At 62.3% G+C, this 14,869-nt stretch carries 14 protein-coding genes; 8 read left to right on the forward strand and 6 right to left on the reverse strand.

Translation table 11 applies throughout. The features are described 5' to 3' along the window. Positions 1-24: 24 nt before the first annotated feature. Positions 25-1,662: a tetratricopeptide repeat protein gene (locus AC57B6_RS12415; RefSeq protein WP_496421441.1), complete on the forward strand. Its 1,638-nt coding sequence runs from the start codon at positions 25-27 to the stop codon at positions 1,660-1,662. A 38-nt stretch (positions 1,663-1,700) separates the two neighbouring features. Here AC57B6_RS12415 and AC57B6_RS12420 read toward each other — a convergent pair whose 3' ends face one another. Beyond that, positions 1,701-1,925 carry a cysteine-rich CWC family protein gene (locus AC57B6_RS12420; protein ID WP_081833147.1) on the reverse strand — a complete coding sequence of 75 codons (225 nt, stop codon included), beginning with the start codon at positions 1,923-1,925 and terminating at the stop codon, positions 1,701-1,703. 273 nt (positions 1,926-2,198) lie between these two features. Here AC57B6_RS12420 and argB point away from each other — a divergent pair, with 273 nt between their 5' ends. The 7 genes from argB to AC57B6_RS12455 all read left to right on the forward strand — a co-directional run bounded on the left by argB (position 2,199) and on the right by AC57B6_RS12455 (position 9,495). Beyond that, on the forward strand, positions 2,199-3,098 hold the full coding sequence (gene argB, locus AC57B6_RS12425; RefSeq protein ID WP_028197732.1) for an acetylglutamate kinase: 900 nt from the start codon (positions 2,199-2,201) through the stop codon (positions 3,096-3,098). A 212-nt stretch (positions 3,099-3,310) separates the two neighbouring features. Continuing rightward, positions 3,311-4,114, forward strand: coding sequence for a pyrimidine 5'-nucleotidase (locus AC57B6_RS12430; protein ID WP_028197731.1), 804 nt, complete (start codon positions 3,311-3,313; stop codon positions 4,112-4,114). Then, a complete protein-coding gene (slmA, locus tag AC57B6_RS12435) occupies positions 4,081-4,779 on the forward strand; it encodes a nucleoid occlusion factor SlmA (protein ID WP_030102555.1) in 699 nt (232 codons plus the stop codon). The genes AC57B6_RS12430 and slmA overlap by 34 nt, the downstream gene beginning before the upstream one ends. A 309-nt stretch (positions 4,780-5,088) precedes the next feature. After that, positions 5,089-6,234: a homoserine O-succinyltransferase MetX gene (metX, locus tag AC57B6_RS12440; protein WP_046567132.1), complete on the forward strand. Its 1,146-nt coding sequence runs from the start codon at positions 5,089-5,091 to the stop codon at positions 6,232-6,234. Beyond that, entirely contained in the window at positions 6,231-6,839 is a 609-nt protein-coding gene (gene metW, locus AC57B6_RS12445) for a methionine biosynthesis protein MetW (RefSeq protein WP_028197728.1), read from the forward strand. The genes metX and metW overlap by 4 nt, the downstream gene beginning before the upstream one ends. A gap of 14 nt (positions 6,840-6,853) precedes the next feature. Continuing rightward, positions 6,854-8,248, forward strand: coding sequence for an AmpG family muropeptide MFS transporter (locus AC57B6_RS12450; protein ID WP_153134239.1), 1,395 nt, complete (start codon positions 6,854-6,856; stop codon positions 8,246-8,248). Positions 8,249-8,271: 23 nt separating this feature from the next. Then, positions 8,272-9,495 (forward strand): M48 family metallopeptidase, encoded by a 1,224-nt coding sequence (locus AC57B6_RS12455; protein WP_496421458.1) that lies wholly within the window; start codon positions 8,272-8,274, stop codon positions 9,493-9,495. 3 nt (positions 9,496-9,498) lie between these two features. Here the strand turns inward: AC57B6_RS12455 and AC57B6_RS12460 are convergent, their stop codons facing one another. The 5 genes from AC57B6_RS12460 to gatC all read right to left on the reverse strand — a co-directional run bounded on the left by AC57B6_RS12460 (position 9,499) and on the right by gatC (position 14,606). Next, positions 9,499-10,278 carry an exodeoxyribonuclease III gene (locus AC57B6_RS12460; RefSeq protein ID WP_028197726.1) on the reverse strand — a complete coding sequence of 260 codons (780 nt, stop codon included), beginning with the start codon at positions 10,276-10,278 and terminating at the stop codon, positions 9,499-9,501. 54 nt (positions 10,279-10,332) lie between these two features. Beyond that, positions 10,333-11,172, reverse strand: a complete 840-nt coding sequence (locus AC57B6_RS12465; RefSeq protein ID WP_030102552.1) for a PPK2 family polyphosphate kinase — start codon at positions 11,170-11,172, stop codon at positions 10,333-10,335. A 122-nt stretch (positions 11,173-11,294) separates the two neighbouring features. After that, positions 11,295-12,770: an Asp-tRNA(Asn)/Glu-tRNA(Gln) amidotransferase subunit GatB gene (gatB, locus tag AC57B6_RS12470; RefSeq protein WP_028197724.1), complete on the reverse strand. Its 1,476-nt coding sequence runs from the start codon at positions 12,768-12,770 to the stop codon at positions 11,295-11,297. 5 nt (positions 12,771-12,775) lie between these two features. Further along, complete coding sequence (gene gatA / locus AC57B6_RS12475; protein ID WP_028197723.1) at positions 12,776-14,263, reverse strand: Asp-tRNA(Asn)/Glu-tRNA(Gln) amidotransferase subunit GatA; 1,488 nt, start codon at positions 14,261-14,263, stop codon at positions 12,776-12,778. Between the two features lie 43 nt (positions 14,264-14,306). Next, on the reverse strand, positions 14,307-14,606 hold the full coding sequence (gatC, locus tag AC57B6_RS12480; RefSeq protein WP_030102549.1) for an Asp-tRNA(Asn)/Glu-tRNA(Gln) amidotransferase subunit GatC: 300 nt from the start codon (positions 14,604-14,606) through the stop codon (positions 14,307-14,309). Between the last annotated feature and the right edge of the window lie 263 nt (positions 14,607-14,869).

Genomic DNA, 14,869 nt, shown 5'->3' on the forward strand with positions numbered 1-14,869 from the left:
TTCGTGCAACGCCTCAAGCCTTCCATGCTACCTACCTCTGACAGCGCAACGCCCATCTCATCAGCTTTCCTGACTTTTCTGCGACATGCTGCCGCAGCCAGACAAAACGGCACCGCACAAGCAGAGGCCACGTGGCTCGATAGCGCCGCACAACTTCATCCGCTCGACGATGTATCGATCGCAACGCTCATCGCTACGCTGCTCGAGCAACATCGTCAAAATGACGCGATCGAACTCGCCGTCATTATTGCCCAACTCGATCCCCATCGCGCGCTTGCCCATTTCCGCCTTGGCTACGTGCTGCAGATGACCAATCGGCATGGCGAAGCAATCGCTCCGTATCGTCGCGCGCTCGCCATCAATCCAACCTTTCCGCAGTTGCGCAACAATCTCGCTGGCGCCCTCGCACTTACAGGCGGCGATCTCAACGAGCAGATCGCTCTACTGGAAAGTGCTGTTCTTGACGATCCCAACCACGGCGACGCATGGATCAATCTCACTCAGGCACAGCGCGTCAATTTGAATCTGCCGCGCGCGCTCGAAGCCGGCGCACGAGCCGTGCAATGCGCGCCGCATAGCCCGCTGGCGCACAACAACTATGCGCTGGCGCTGCGTGAAGCGCAACGCTGGGACGAGGCGGAGCAAGCCGCAAAAACTGCCAGCGTATTAGCACCCAACAATGCCGCCATGCGCTCCAATCTCGGCATGCTGCAACTCGTGCGCGGCGATTACACGCACGGCTGGCTATCCCATGAAGCGCGCTGGGATGGCTCGCTTGAATTGGGTGGCCTCCGCCCAGTCATGCCCGCACCGACCTGGCGGGGTGAGTCGCTCGTCGGCAAAACACTGCTGGTGTGGGGCGAACAAGGCATGGGCGACGTCTTGCAATTCAGCCGCTATATCCCGCTGCTGGCCGCACGTGTTCATCGCGAAGGCGGCCGCCTCGTGTGGAATTCGTTTCCGCAAATGGGTGGGCTGCTCGCTCGCAGCCTCGGCGATCACGTGGACGGTTATTCGGCTGGCGGCGGCGTCGACTCTTTGCCGCCGTTTGACTACGAAATTCCGCTGCTCAGCTTGCCTTTGATATTCGGCACAAGCGAAGAGACCATCCCCGCTGAAATTCCGTACTTGCATGCTGACATCGCAGCCAGCAAATCGTGGCAAAAGAGGCTTGGCGAAGAAACGAGACTCAAGGTCGGTTTGGTGTGGACCGGCAGCGCCGGCCATCAGCGCAATCCATTCCGGCGAGTTGGCTGGGAGCGCTATGCGGAATATTTCGGCCACATGCAGAACGTGGCGTTCTATTCGCTGCAACCGGGTGCCGACGCAGACGTCGTGGCCGCGCGGGCAGCGGGTCTGCCGATGTCGGACTACAGCGCGGAATTCGCCAACTTCGACGACACGGCGGCGTTTGTCAGCGCGCTCGATCTGGTCATTACGGTTTGCACGTCCGTGGCGCATCTGAGCGGCGCGCTCGGCCAGCGCACCTGGGTCCTGCTGGACGTCAATCCGCATTGGGTCTGGTTGCTCGACCGTTCCGACAGCCCCTGGTATCCGAGCGCGACGCTCTACCGGCAACCACAATTCGGCCAGTGGGACCCGGCACTGAAGACCGTTGCACGCGATCTTGACGCGCTCGCGGCCCGGCATCACGCGACATAAAACCGTAACGCGACTACCGGAGCCGCTCCGCGCCGCCGTCAAGGCAAACCGGCACCCGGCGCCGGGTGCACGGCCCGTGCAAGCTCCGCGGCGAGACATTCAGGGCACAGGCAGCGGCCGGACGGCTCCAGCCGGTCTAACGGCAGAGCCGGCATCTCACGGCACCAGCAGTCGAATGGCACCCCATGCATGGCGCAATCGAACGCATGACCGCAGCGCGGACAAAGCGCGCTGCTTTCAGAGCGGGACGCTGACGATTTCATAAGGGCCGGATGATCTCGCTTCAGCCTGGATCAGGAAACACAGGAAATAATGCCACGACTCGCGGGCCCCCGTCAGTCGGCCATTCGGCCAATTCACGGGGCCACCCGAACGGCGGTAAGCTTGCTTGCCGGTCGCAGCTCCAGGCCGTACGTTGCGCAGTGCGCAAAGCCCGCGCCGCCCGTCACCGGGGACCGTATCGAAAACCCTGTTGCAGCGCGCCAGTCCTGTACAATTCGCCCTGTTTTAACTGTTCCGTGCCAGAGCCTGCCGCCATGTCCGAGCTTCCTGACCTTTCGCAGATCGCGCCCACCCTGAAGGCTGAAATCCTGGCCGAGGCGCTGCCTTACATTCGCCAGTATCACGGTAAGACCGTGGTCATCAAATACGGCGGCAACGCCATGACGGAAGAGCGCCTGAAGCAAGGCTTCGCGCGCGACGTGATTCTGCTGAAGCTGGTCGGTATCAATCCGGTCATCGTGCACGGCGGCGGTCCGCAAATCGACCAGGCGCTTAAGAAAATCGGCAAGCAGGGCACCTTCATTCAGGGCATGCGCGTTACCGACGAAGAGACGATGGAAGTCGTCGAATGGGTGCTCGGCGGCGAAGTGCAGCAGGACATCGTCACGCTGATCAACCACTTCGGCGGCCACGCGGTCGGTCTGACCGGCAAAGACGGCGGCCTGATCCACGCGCGTAAGATGCAGATGCCGGATCGCGACAATCCGGGCCAGTACGTCGATATCGGTCAGGTGGGCGAAGTCGAGGCGATCAATCCCGCGGTCGTGAAAGCGCTGCAGGACGACGCCTTCATTCCGGTGATCTCGCCAATCGGCTTCGGCGAAGACGGCCTGTCATATAACATTAATGCGGATCTGGTTGCAGGCAAACTGGCGGTCGTGCTGAACGCCGAAAAGCTCGTGATCATGACCAACATCCCGGGCGTGATGGATAAGGAAGGCAATCTGCTGACCGATCTGTCGGCACGCGAAATCGACGGCCTGTTCGCTGACGGCACGATCTCCGGCGGCATGCTGCCGAAAATCTCGTCGGCACTGGATGCGGCAAAGAGCGGCGTGCGTTCGGTGCACATCATCGACGGGCGTATCGAGCACTCGGTGCTGCTGGAAATTCTCACCGAACAGCCGTTCGGCACGATGATCCGCTCGCATTGATTCCTGCCTCAAACCCGGCCCACGCGGTACGCCAGCCAGGCGTGCCGCGTGGGCCGTGCAGTTGCAGCGCCGCCGCGCCCAGCTGTGACGCACAACGCGCCACCCTCCGGCGCAACGACACGTCTTCCTTTTCTATCGCCCTGCGCGTGGCGAACCGTCGTCAGCGTTCGCCACGCGAAGCGACTGCCTGCGCCTGAACGGCGTCCTCCATCATGCGCACCCCCACTTCCCGACGCCGTCGTCCGCACATCCCAGGTGGCAGTCCGGTCTGGCTGTTCGATCTCGACAACACGCTGCATCACGCCTCGCACGCGATCTTCCCCGCGATCAATCAGGGCATGACGCAGTACATCATCGACGCGTTGCAGGTCGACATCGACGAAGCCAACCGCCTGCGCACCGGCTACACGCAACGCTACGGCGCGACGCTGCTCGGCCTCGCCCGTCATCATCCGCTCGACCCGAACGATTTTTTGAAAGTCGTCCACACGTTCCCCGATCTCGGTTCGATGATCCGTCACGAACGCGGTATAGCGCGGCTCGTCGCGGCGCTGCCCGGCCGCAAGATCGTGCTGACCAATGCCCCTGAGGCCTACGCACGCGCGGTGCTGGCGAAACTGCGCATCGAGCGCCTGTTCGAACAGGTGATCGCAATCGAACACATGCGCGACCGCCGCAGTTGGCGCGCCAAACCTGACCATGCGATGCTGCGCAAGGCGATGCGCGACGCGCACGTCTCGCTCAAAGACGTGATCCTCGTGGAAGACACGCGTTCGCATCTGAAGAACTACCGGCAACTCGGCATCCGCACGGTGTGGATCACCGGTCATCTGCCGCGCAAACCGCATGCGGACGGCATCCCGACGCGTCTGCCGGGCACCGGCCGGCCGCACTATGTCGACCGATGCATTCGTTCGTTAAAATCGCTAAGACTGGGCACCCGCTCGGTTCGATTGAAGGGACAGCAGACGGGACGACAGCCATGCAGCCGATCGACAAGCCTGACGAAGCCGTAGCCGAAGACGAACCCACCCAGCCGGCCGCCCCGCGTGCGGCGCGTCTGAAGCCGGGCGAGCGCCGCGTGCACATCCTGCAGACGCTTGCCGCGATGCTGGAGGCGCCGAAGAGCGAAAAGATCACCACAGCGGCCCTCGCCGCCCGGCTCGGCGTCTCGGAGGCCGCGCTGTACCGCCATTTCGCCAGCAAAGCGCAAATGTTCGAAGGGCTGATCGAGTTCATCGAGCAAACCATCTTCGGCCTGATCAACCAGATCGCCGACAAGGAAAGCAACGGCGTGCTGCAGGCCCGCGCGATTGCGCTGATGTTGCTCAACTTCCCTGCGAAGAATCCCGGCATGACACGCGTGTTGACCTGCGAAGCGCTGGTCGGCGAACACGAACGGCTGACCGAACGGGTCAATCAGATGCTGGAACGGGTCGAGGCGTCGTTGAAGCAGTGTTTGCGTGTGGCGCAACTGGAAGCGAACGCAAGCGGAGGTGAAAACGCAAGCCCGAACGCCAATGCACAGGCGGTCCCGCTGCCGCCAGGCTACGATCCGGCGATCCGGGCGAGCCTGCTGCTGAGCTACATCATCGGCCGCTGGCATCGGTATGTGCGCAGTGGCTTTGCGCGGCAGCCCGCCGAACACGCCGATGCGCAACTGCTGCTGATTCTTCAGTAGTCCGCGCGGTGCGCGAGTTCACAGCGGCGCCCGCGACGCTGCCGCGCGGAATTTTCCGCTATACTTTGCGCCTGACCGCGGCTCGCCGAAGTACCCGAGAGCGCTGTCCAGAGCACCTTGAACACCTGAACACGTAGTATCACGCGCCGATTTGCTGACTCGATTGCGGGCGCGCGAACTGCCGGGAACGTCTTTCCCGCGGTTCACTATAAATGCGGCTAAAGAGGTCGTCAGCCGCGCACATCGTTTCGCCTCCGTGCCTCGCCGACGCCAATCTAGCCGCCCTGTATCTGTTAAATGGCGGGATGAATGGAATCGATCGGTATCGTCGCTCCCCAAAAAATGCATTTCACCGAGCCGCTGCTCATGCAGAACGGCAGCTCGCTGGCCGGTTACGACCTGATGGTCGAGACCTACGGCACGCTCAACGCCGCGCGCAGCAATGCCGTGCTCGTGTGCCACGCGCTCAACGCGTCGCACCACGTGGCGGGCATGTACGCGGACAATCCGAAGGACATCGGCTGGTGGGACAACATGGTCGGCCCGGGCAAGCCGCTCGACACCAACCGGTTCTTCGTGATCGGCGTGAACAACCTGGGTTCGTGCTTCGGCTCGACCGGGCCGATGAGCATCGATCCGGCTACCGGCAAGCCGTACGGCGCGACCTTTCCTGTCGTGACGGTGGAAGACTGGGTGAACGCCCAGGCGCGCGTCGCCGATGAATTCGGCATCGCGCGCTTCGCGGCGGTGATGGGCGGCAGCCTCGGCGGCATGCAGGCGCTCGCGTGGAGCATGATGTATCCGGACCGCGTGGGCCATTGCATCGTCGTGGCGTCCACCCCGAAGCTGTCCGCGCAGAACATCGCGTTCAACGAAGTGGCGCGCTCGGCGATCCTGTCGGACCCCGACTTCCACGGCGGCAACTACTATGCGCACAACGTGAAGCCGAAGCGCGGCTTGCGCGTCGCGCGCATGATCGGCCACATCACGTATCTGTCGGACGACGACATGGCCGAGAAATTCGGCCGCTCGCTGCGTCGCGCGGAAGGCGCGGTGGACGCGTACAACTTCAACTTCGACGTCGAGTTCGAAGTGGAGTCGTATCTGCGCTACCAGGGCGATAAATTCGCCGACTACTTCGATGCGAACACCTACCTGCTGATCACCCGCGCGCTCGACTATTTCGATCCGGCCAAGGCTTTCGACGGCGACCTGACCGCCGCCGTCGCGCACACCACCGCGAAATACCTGATCGCCAGTTTCTCGACCGACTGGCGTTTCGCGCCGGCCCGCTCGCGCGAGCTGGTGAAGGCGTTGCTCGACCACAAGCGCACCGTGACCTACGCGGAAATCGACGCGCCGCATGGTCACGACGCCTTCCTGCTAGACGACGCGCGCTATCACAACCTGATGCGCGCCTACTACGAACGCATTGCAAACGAGGTGAACGCATGAACCAGCGAGCACTCGATTATCTGGCATTGCGCCCGGACTTCCGCGCAATCGCCCGCTGGGTCGAACCGCGCGCCACCGTGCTCGATCTGGGTTGCGGCGACGGCTCCTTGCTGTCGCTGCTGACCGAAGAACTCGACGTGCAGGGCTACGGCATCGAAATCAACGACGCCGGCGTGTTGGCGTCGACGCAAAACGGTGTCAATGTGATCCAGCAGAATCTGGAAGACGGCCTTCGCCTGTTCGAAGACCGCAGCTTCGATTTCGCGGTTTTGTCGCAAACGCTGCAAACCATTCATCAAACGGCTGCGATCCTGCGCGAGACGGTCCGGGTGGGCAAGGAATGCATCGTCTCGTTCCCGAATTTCGGTTACTGGGCGCACCGGCTCTCGGTGCTGAAAGGCCGCATGCCGGTCTCGAAGTCGCTGCCTTACCAGTGGCACAACACGCCGAACGTGCGGGTACTGACAATCAAGGATTTCGAGGCGCTTGCACCGGAGGTCGGCATCGAGATTCTCGACCGCGTGGTGCTCCATGACGGCCAGGTGGTGCGGTGGGGGGTGAACTGGCGTGGTAGTCTTGCGGTCTATCGCGTCAAGAAAAGCTAACCCCATTTATCCACATGTCGAACCCGCCGCACGAGGCGCCTGCACTTACCGCTCACGAAGAACACCCCGGCTGGCGCGCGTTCCTGAATACGCGCATGCTGATCTGCGTCTTTCTCGGCTTTACGTCGGGACTGCCGCTGTTCACGCTCGTCTATCTGGTGCAGGCCTGGCTACGCTCCGAAGGCGTCAATCTGAAGGAAATCGGCCTGTTTGCGCTGATCCAGTTCCCGTACACATGGAAATTCGTCTGGGCGCCGCTGATGGACCGCTACGTGCCGCGTTTGCCGGGCTGGCGTCCGGGCAGACGGCGCGGCTGGATGCTGGTCACGCAGATTCTGGTCGCGGGCGCGATTGCGACGCTAGGTTTCGTGTCGCCGCGCGATTCGATCTGGACGGTGGCGGCCTTGACCGCGCTGGTCGCGTTCTTCGGCGCGAGCCAGGATATCTCGATCGACGCCTACCGGCGCGAATTGTTGAGCGATACCCAGCAGGGCCTTGGCAATGCGGTGCACGTGAACGCGTACAAGATCGCCGCGCTGGTGCCGGGTTCGCTGGCGCTGATTCTGTCCGACCATCTGCCGTGGACCACCGTTTTCATTGTCACCGCTGCATTCATGCTGCCTGGCATGGTTATGACGCTGGTCGTGCGCGAGCCCGAAGTGCACGGCACGCCGCCGAAGAATCTGCGCGACGCGATCATCGAGCCATTCCACGAGTTCATTCAACGCGACGGCTGGCGCGGTGCGCTGTTCGTGCTCGGCTTCATCTTTCTTTATAAGCTCGGCGACACGATGGCGACCACGCTGTCCACGTCGTTCTTTCTCGACATCGGCTATTCGCGCACGCAGATCGGCGTGATCGCCAAGACCACCGCGTTCGGCGCGAGTCTGGCGGGCGGGATTGTCGGCGGAATCTGGCTGATGAAAATCGGCATCGGCCGCGGGCTGTGGATCTTCGGCATCCTGCAGATGGTGTCCACGCTCGGCTTTGCATGGCTTGCGCATCTTGGCCCGGCGTCGCCGGGTCTTGCCGTGATCTATGACATCGCTGTCTGGCTGAGCCAGGGTACGTCGAAGCTGCTCGCGCTAGTCGGCATCGACTGGACGGTGCAGCTCGATCCGCGCTCGGTCGCGCTGGCGCTGGTCTATGGTCTCGAAACCTTCGCTACCGGTCTGACGATGGCGGCCTTCACCGCTTACATCGCCAGCACCACCGACCCGCGTTACACCGCTACGCAGTTCGCGCTCTTTACGAGCCTGGCTTCGGTACCGCGCACGCTGGCATCGGCGGCAAGCGGCTATGTGGTCGCGCGGATCGGCTGGTTCGACTACTTCATCGTGTGTACCGCGCTGGCATTGCCCGGCATGCTGCTTCTGCTGCGCATCGCTCCGTGGAGAACCCGGTCGTGACGGTGCTTCACTCAGAGCGCCTCGTGCGCCCGAAATCGGCTGCCTCGGGCATTGCTTCGCCCAAGTCTGGCCACACGCTGCTGCGCGCGGCGTTGGCGCTCGGTTGCGCGACGAGCCTCACGGTCGGCGCGCCGTCGAATGCGTACGCCGCGGCCGCGACGGCGGCCGGCACCAGCGCGCCGTCATCAACGTCGGCGCCAACGTCGTCGCCTTCGCCGGCACCCGCGGCGACGCCAGCGGCAAAGTCCGCAGTGGGCGCGGCGGGCTCCGAAAACGCGACATCGACGGCACCCGGCGCGACCGGCGCTACAAACGCCGGCAGTACGCCCGCAGCCACCGCGCCGCCAGCTTCCACGCAGCAGTCCCCGGCGCCGGTGACCGCAAGAACGCCCGCGGCGACCTCCAGCGTCCCTGCCCCGCCGACTTACAGCGCGCCGAACACGCAGTTGCGCTATGGCGGCTACCTCGTGTTTCGCAACCTGATCCCGTCGCCGATGCTCGAGGCGCAAGCCGCTCAGGAGTTCAACGAGATCGTCTACGGCGCCGAACACGCGAACAGTCTGTACGGCGACACCGACGCCCACGTCACACGGGTGCGTTCGATCATCGACAAAATGATTCCCTACTCGCTGAAGTGGAACGAGCGGGCAAAGAACTGGAAGTGGGATCTGGCAGTGGTGCGCTCGCCCGATATCCGCATGTACTGCCTGCCGGGCGGCAAGATCGTTGTGTACAGCGGCCTGCTCGACCGCGTGCGTTTGAACGACAACGAACTCGGCATGCTAATCGGTCACGAGATCGCCCACGCGCTGCGCGAGCATGCGCGCGAGCGGCTCGGTGAACTGCAAGCCAGCCAGCTCGACTCATCCGGCACGATCCCGCAGCTATTCGGGCTCGCCGATCTGGGCGCGGCGCCGCTCGGCATCGGTTCGCGCCTGCTGGAGATGCGGTACGAGAACACCGACGAAACCGAGGCCGACGTAATCGGCAGCGATATTGCCTCGCGCGCCGGTTTCGATCCGCGCGCCGCGGTTACGCTATGGGACAAGCTGGCCACGGCGACGCGCAGCAACCGCGATCAGGGCTTTATCTACGTGCACCCGTACACGCCGGCGCGGCGTCAGGACATCATCAAGCGCTTGCCGGATATGCTGCCGCTCTATGCGAAGGCCATCGGCAAGAGCGTCGATGCACTGCCGGACTATGCCGGCATGGGTCACCCGCGCCGCAAGCCGGCCACGAATTGATGCTTACTTCTTGACCTTGTGGTCGTAGTCGACTGTCAGCGGCGCGTGGTCGCTGAATTTGATATCGCGGAACACTTCGGTGCGTTTCGCCTTGCCGGCGATGCCCGGCGTGGCGATCTGATAATCGATCCGCCACCCCACGTTCTTCGCATACGCCTGACCGCGGTTACTCCACCACGTGTATTGCTCGGGCCGCTGGTCGAGCGTGCGGAACACGTCGACATAACCGACTTCGTCAAACAGCTTAGTCAACCACTCGCGCTCTTCCGGCAGGCAACCTGAATTCTTCTGGTTGCTCTTCCAGTTCTTGATGTCGATCTCTTTGTGGACGATGTTCACGTCGCCGCACACGATCACTTCCCGTTCCTGGGCCAACTCGGCGAGATGCGGCATGAACTCGTCCATGAAGCGGAACTTGGCCTGCTGACGTTCGTCACCACTCGATCCCGACGGCACGTACACCGAGATCACCGACAGTTTGCCGAAACGCAATTCGACATAGCGCCCTTCCGGATCGAATTCCTCGCTGCCGAAGCCGATCACCACTTCATCCGGCTCATGCCGCGTGTACACGCCCGCGCCGCTATAACCTTTCTTCACAGCGTGCTGGAAATAACCGGTGAAACCGTGCGGCGACATGAACTCCGGTGTCAGATCGTCTTGCGAACATTTGATTTCCTGCACGCACAGCACATCGGCTTTCTGTTCGCCGAACCAGTCAAAAAAACCCTTCTTTGCCGCTGAGCGGATGCCGTTCAGGTTGGCGGTAATCACACGCAACATGTCGTTCCCTGTATGTTCAATTCGTTTGTGGAGCAAAGGGCCGAAGGCACCGGATCATTCGACCTTGACGCCCTTCAGCGATTCTTTGGCAGGTGGATATTCGAGCTTCAGCGCCTGGAACGTGCGCAGCAACAACTCGGCGACCATCACATTGCGATGCGTCTTCGAATCGGCAGGCACCACGTACCACGGCGCGTAGTCGGTCGACGTCACGGCCAGCATATCGCGGTACGCCGCCTGATACTGGTCCCACTGCTTGCGCGCTTCGAGATCGGAGACGTCGAATTTCCAGTGCTTGTTCGGATCGTCGATGCGCGCCTGCAAACGCGCGCGCTGCTCGTCTTTCGAAATGTGCAGCATGCATTTGATAATGGCCGTACCGCTGTCGGCTAGCAACTTTTCGAACTGGCGAATGTGGCCACAGCGCTGCTCGAATGCTTCGGCGTCCAGATTGCCAAGCACGCGCGGCACCAGTAAATCTTCGTAGTGACTACGGTTGAAAATCGTCAGCTCACCGGCGGCGGGCGCCTGCGCATGCACGCGCCACAGAAAATCGTGCGCCAGTTCCACAGGCGTCGGCGCCTTGAACGGCACGATGCGCAAACCGAGCGGATCGACTTCATGAAACACCGCGCGGATCGTACCGTCCTTGCCGCTCGTATCCATGCCTTGCAACACCAGCAGCACCCGCCGTGTCCGTTGCGCGTGCAGGCATTCCTGCTGCGTGTCGAGGATCGCGCCGATCTCCGACAAGCGCGCCCGGTCGGCATCTTTTGAACCGGACGAAAAAGGTTTTGCGGACGGGTCGAACGCGTCGAGTGAGAATTTGTTGTTCTTCTTGCCGTCGTCGAAATACGGCACGCGGAAATCGTCGAGTTCGGGTTGCTTCGCCATTCACACACTCCGTGATCTGCGTTAAAACATCGCCCGCAAATGAAACGGGCCGTTGCCCCACTTTCGTTTCCGGCAACAGCCCGCGATGACCGACGCACTCGCACCGGTCACATTGCTTCGACTCAGGACAGCTTCTTCTTCAGCAGTTCGTTGACCTGCGCCGGATTGGCCTTGCCCTTGGTGGCTTTCATCGCCTGACCGATCAGTGCATTGAACGCCTTTTCCTTGCCGGCGCGGAATTCCTCAACCGACTTCGCATTCGCGGCGAGCACTTCGTCGATGATCGCTTCGAGCGCGCCGGTGTCCGAAATCTGCTTCAAACCCTTCGCCTCGATGATACGATCGGCGGCGGCTTCGTCGGTGGCCTTCTCTTCCCAGATCGCGACGAAAATTTCCTTCGCGATCTTGTTCGAGATCGTGCCGTCGGCGATACGCTGCAACAACAACGCGAGTTGCGCGGACGAAACCGGGCTCTGCGCGATGTCCAGGCCTTCGCGATTCAATTGCGACGACACTTCGCCCATCAACCAGTTAGCCGCGACCTTGGCATTCGCCGGACCGACCTTGAGTACAACCGCCTCGTAGTACGCGGCCATCGCCTTGCTCGACGTCAGCACGTTTGCGTCATACGGCGTCAGGCCGTATTGCGTGACGAAGCGCTGTTGAATCGCGACCGGCAGTTCCGGCATTTCGTTCTTCACGCGCTCGACCCACGCCGCGTCGATCACGAGCGGCATCAGATCGGGATCGGGGAAATAGCGGTAATCGTGCGCGTCTTCCTTGCTGCGCATGGAACGCGTTTCGCGCTTGTCCGGATCATACAGACGCGTTTCCTGCACCACCGTGCCGCCGTCTTCGATCAATTCGATCTGACGGCGCACTTCGTACTGGATCGCTTCTTCGAGGAAGCGGAACGAGTTCAGGTTCTTGATTTCGGCACGCGTGCCGAATTCCGCCTGACCGACCGGGCGCACCGACACGTTCGCGTCGCAACGGAACGAGCCTTCCTGCATGTTGCCGTCGCAGATGCCGAGCCAGGTAACCAGCGTGTGCAGCGTCTTTGCATACGCGACCGCTTCAGCCGCGCTGCGCATTTCCGGCTCGGTGACGATTTCGAGCAGCGGCGTGCCGGCGCGATTCAGGTCGATGCCCGTCATGCCCGCGAAGTCTTCGTGCAACGACTTGCCCGCGTCTTCTTCAAGGTGAGCGCGCGTCAGGTTGACGACCTTCTCGTATGCTTCCGTACCCGCCTTTTCGTTAGCCGGGACCTGAATCGTCACCTGGCCGCCCTGCACCACGGGAATTTCGTACTGGCTGATCTGATAGCCCTTCGGCAGATCGGGGTAGAAATAATTCTTGCGCGCGAAGATGCTGCGCGGCGCGATCGTCGAGCCAATCGCCAGGCCGAACTGGATCGCACGCTCCACGGCGCCGCGGTTCATCACCGGCAGCGTGCCCGGCAATGCCAGATCGACGGGGCACGCCTGCGTGTTCGGCGCGGCGCCGAATTGGGTGGCAGCGCCCGAGAAAATCTTCGACTGGGTCGACAGTTGCGCGTGGGTCTCCAGACCGATCACGACTTCCCATTGCTTGGTCATGGTGCTCACACTCCTGCCGGCGCTTTGCGGTGCCAATCGGTCGCGCGCTGGAACGCGTCGGCCACTTGCAGCATCCGGGCTTCATTGAAATAGTTGCCGATGATCTGCAGACCCACGGGCCGCTGTGCATTCGCGCCCGCGCCGAAACCGCACGGCACGCTCATGCCCGGCAAACCGGCAAGGCTCACCGAGAGCGTATAGATGTCGGCCAGATACATCTGCACCGGATCGTCGCCCTTCGCACCGAGGTCCCACGCCACCGACGGCGCGACCGGCCCCATGATCACGTCACAGTGCTTGAACGCTTCCTGGAAGTCCTGCGCGATGATGCGGCGGATCTTCTGCGCCTGCAGGTAGTACGCGTCGTAATAGCCATGCGACAGCACATAGGCGCCCACCAGAATGCGGCGCTTCACTTCCGGACCGAAGCCTTCGGCACGCGACTTCTTGTACATGTCGAGCAGATCGCGATACTCCGCGGCACGATGGCCGAAGCGCACGCCGTCGAAGCGCGACAGGTTCGACGAAGCTTCCGCCGGTGCGATCACGTAGTACACCGGGATCGACAGCTCGGTTTTCGGCAGCGAGACTTCCACCAGCGTCGCACCGAGTGCTTCGTATTGCTTCAACGCGGCGTCGATCGAGGCGCGCACGTCATCCGCCAAACCTGCGCCGAAATACTCTTTCGGCAGGCCGATGCGCAAACCGGCGAGCGGTTTGTCCGCGCCGTCTTCTTTCCACGTCTTGCCGATGTAGCGCGTGAAGTCTTCATCTTCGCGCGTGAGGCTGGTCGAATCGCGCTCGTCGAAACCGGCCATGGCGTTGAGCAACGTCGCGCAATCCGCGGCGGTCTGGGCCATCGGACCGCCCTGATCCAGCGACGATGCGAATGCGATCATGCCGTAACGCGACACACGGCCATACGTCGGCTTGATGCCGGTAATGCCGGAAAACGACGCCGGCTGCCGAATCGAGCCGCCGGTATCGGTGCCGGTGGCAGCGGGGGCGAGACGCGCCGCCACGGCCGCTGCCGAGCCACCCGACGAACCGCCCGGTACAGCCTGACGATCCCACGGATTCTGCACGGGACCAAAGTACGAATTCTCGTTGGACGAGCCCATCGCGAACTCGTCCATGTTGGTCTTGCCCACGCACACCATGCCGGCGTTCTGCAAACGCGCGACCACGGTCGCGTCGAACGGGCTCTCGTAATTCGACAGCATCTTCGAGCCGGCCGTGGAGCGCCAACCCTTGGTGACGAACACGTCTTTGTGCGCGATCGGCAGGCCGACCAGTGGGCCGGCGTGGCCGGTGTGAAGCAGTGCGTCGGCGGCTTTCGCCTGCGCGAGCGTCAGGTCGGCGTCGACCTGGATGAAGGCGTTCAGGCTATTTGCCGCGTCGATCCGCTTCAGATAGAGCTGCGCCAGTTCGACTGCGGAGCATTCCTTGGCCGCTAGGGCGGCACGCAGTTCGGTCAAGCTTTTTTCATGCATTGCGTTTTATCCTGGGCTTGATTCGCGAATCTTGGTCGATCACTTACTCGATCACCTTCGGCACGAGGTACAGACCGTCTTGCACGGCCGGCGCCGGGCGCTGGAACGCTTCACGGTCGACCGTTTCGGTCACCGCGTCGTTACGCAGACGCAGCGCGACGTCTTCGATCTGCTCGATCGGATGGGCCAGCGGGGCGATGCCGGTGGTATCGACCGCCTGCATTTGCTCGACGAGGCCGAAGAAATCATTGAGCTGGGCAAGCGTGTGCTCGGCTTCGGTATCAGCCAGTTCGAGCCGCGCGAGATGCGCGATGCGTTTAACATCGGTCAGGGTCAGAGCCATGCAGTCACCGGAAAATGTGGTGGACCGCCGCAGCGCGGGAAAAACGATGCTGCGACAGCGGGTTACGACACTGGAGGAAGACCTCGAAAAAGGGGCCAGCGGCGGCAAAAAGTGCCGTCCGTTTCCTTCAAAACATCCAAAATTATAAGGTATCATTACGCGTTCGACCCAAACCCGGACCGACTTACCAAGGCCTTTCTGAACAATTCCCAAAGATCGTTCGGATTTTTCTGTCCTGGCCTTGCACCGGCCTCCGGTAGACT

Source organism: Paraburkholderia sp. BGA-UO-ETr-F12 (assembly GCF_059567945.1).

Coding starts and splice junctions, on each gene's coding strand:
- AC57B6_RS12415 (WP_496421441.1), top strand. CDS start 25: ATGCTACCTACCTCTGACAGCGCAACGCCCATCTCATCAGCTTTCCTG.
- AC57B6_RS12420 (WP_081833147.1), bottom strand. CDS start 1,925: ATGAAATCGTCAGCGTCCCGCTCTGAAAGCAGCGCGCTTTGTCCGCGC.
- argB (WP_028197732.1), top strand. CDS start 2,199: ATGTCCGAGCTTCCTGACCTTTCGCAGATCGCGCCCACCCTGAAGGCT.
- AC57B6_RS12430 (WP_028197731.1), top strand. CDS start 3,311: ATGCGCACCCCCACTTCCCGACGCCGTCGTCCGCACATCCCAGGTGGC.
- slmA (WP_030102555.1), top strand. CDS start 4,081: ATGCAGCCGATCGACAAGCCTGACGAAGCCGTAGCCGAAGACGAACCC.
- metX (WP_046567132.1), top strand. CDS start 5,089: ATGGAATCGATCGGTATCGTCGCTCCCCAAAAAATGCATTTCACCGAG.
- metW (WP_028197728.1), top strand. CDS start 6,231: ATGAACCAGCGAGCACTCGATTATCTGGCATTGCGCCCGGACTTCCGC.
- AC57B6_RS12450 (WP_153134239.1), top strand. CDS start 6,854: ATGTCGAACCCGCCGCACGAGGCGCCTGCACTTACCGCTCACGAAGAA.
- AC57B6_RS12460 (WP_028197726.1), bottom strand. CDS start 10,278: ATGTTGCGTGTGATTACCGCCAACCTGAACGGCATCCGCTCAGCGGCA.
- AC57B6_RS12465 (WP_030102552.1), bottom strand. CDS start 11,172: ATGGCGAAGCAACCCGAACTCGACGATTTCCGCGTGCCGTATTTCGAC.
- gatB (WP_028197724.1), bottom strand. CDS start 12,770: ATGACCAAGCAATGGGAAGTCGTGATCGGTCTGGAGACCCACGCGCAA.
- gatA (WP_028197723.1), bottom strand. CDS start 14,263: ATGCATGAAAAAAGCTTGACCGAACTGCGTGCCGCCCTAGCGGCCAAG.
- gatC (WP_030102549.1), bottom strand. CDS start 14,606: ATGGCTCTGACCCTGACCGATGTTAAACGCATCGCGCATCTCGCGCGG.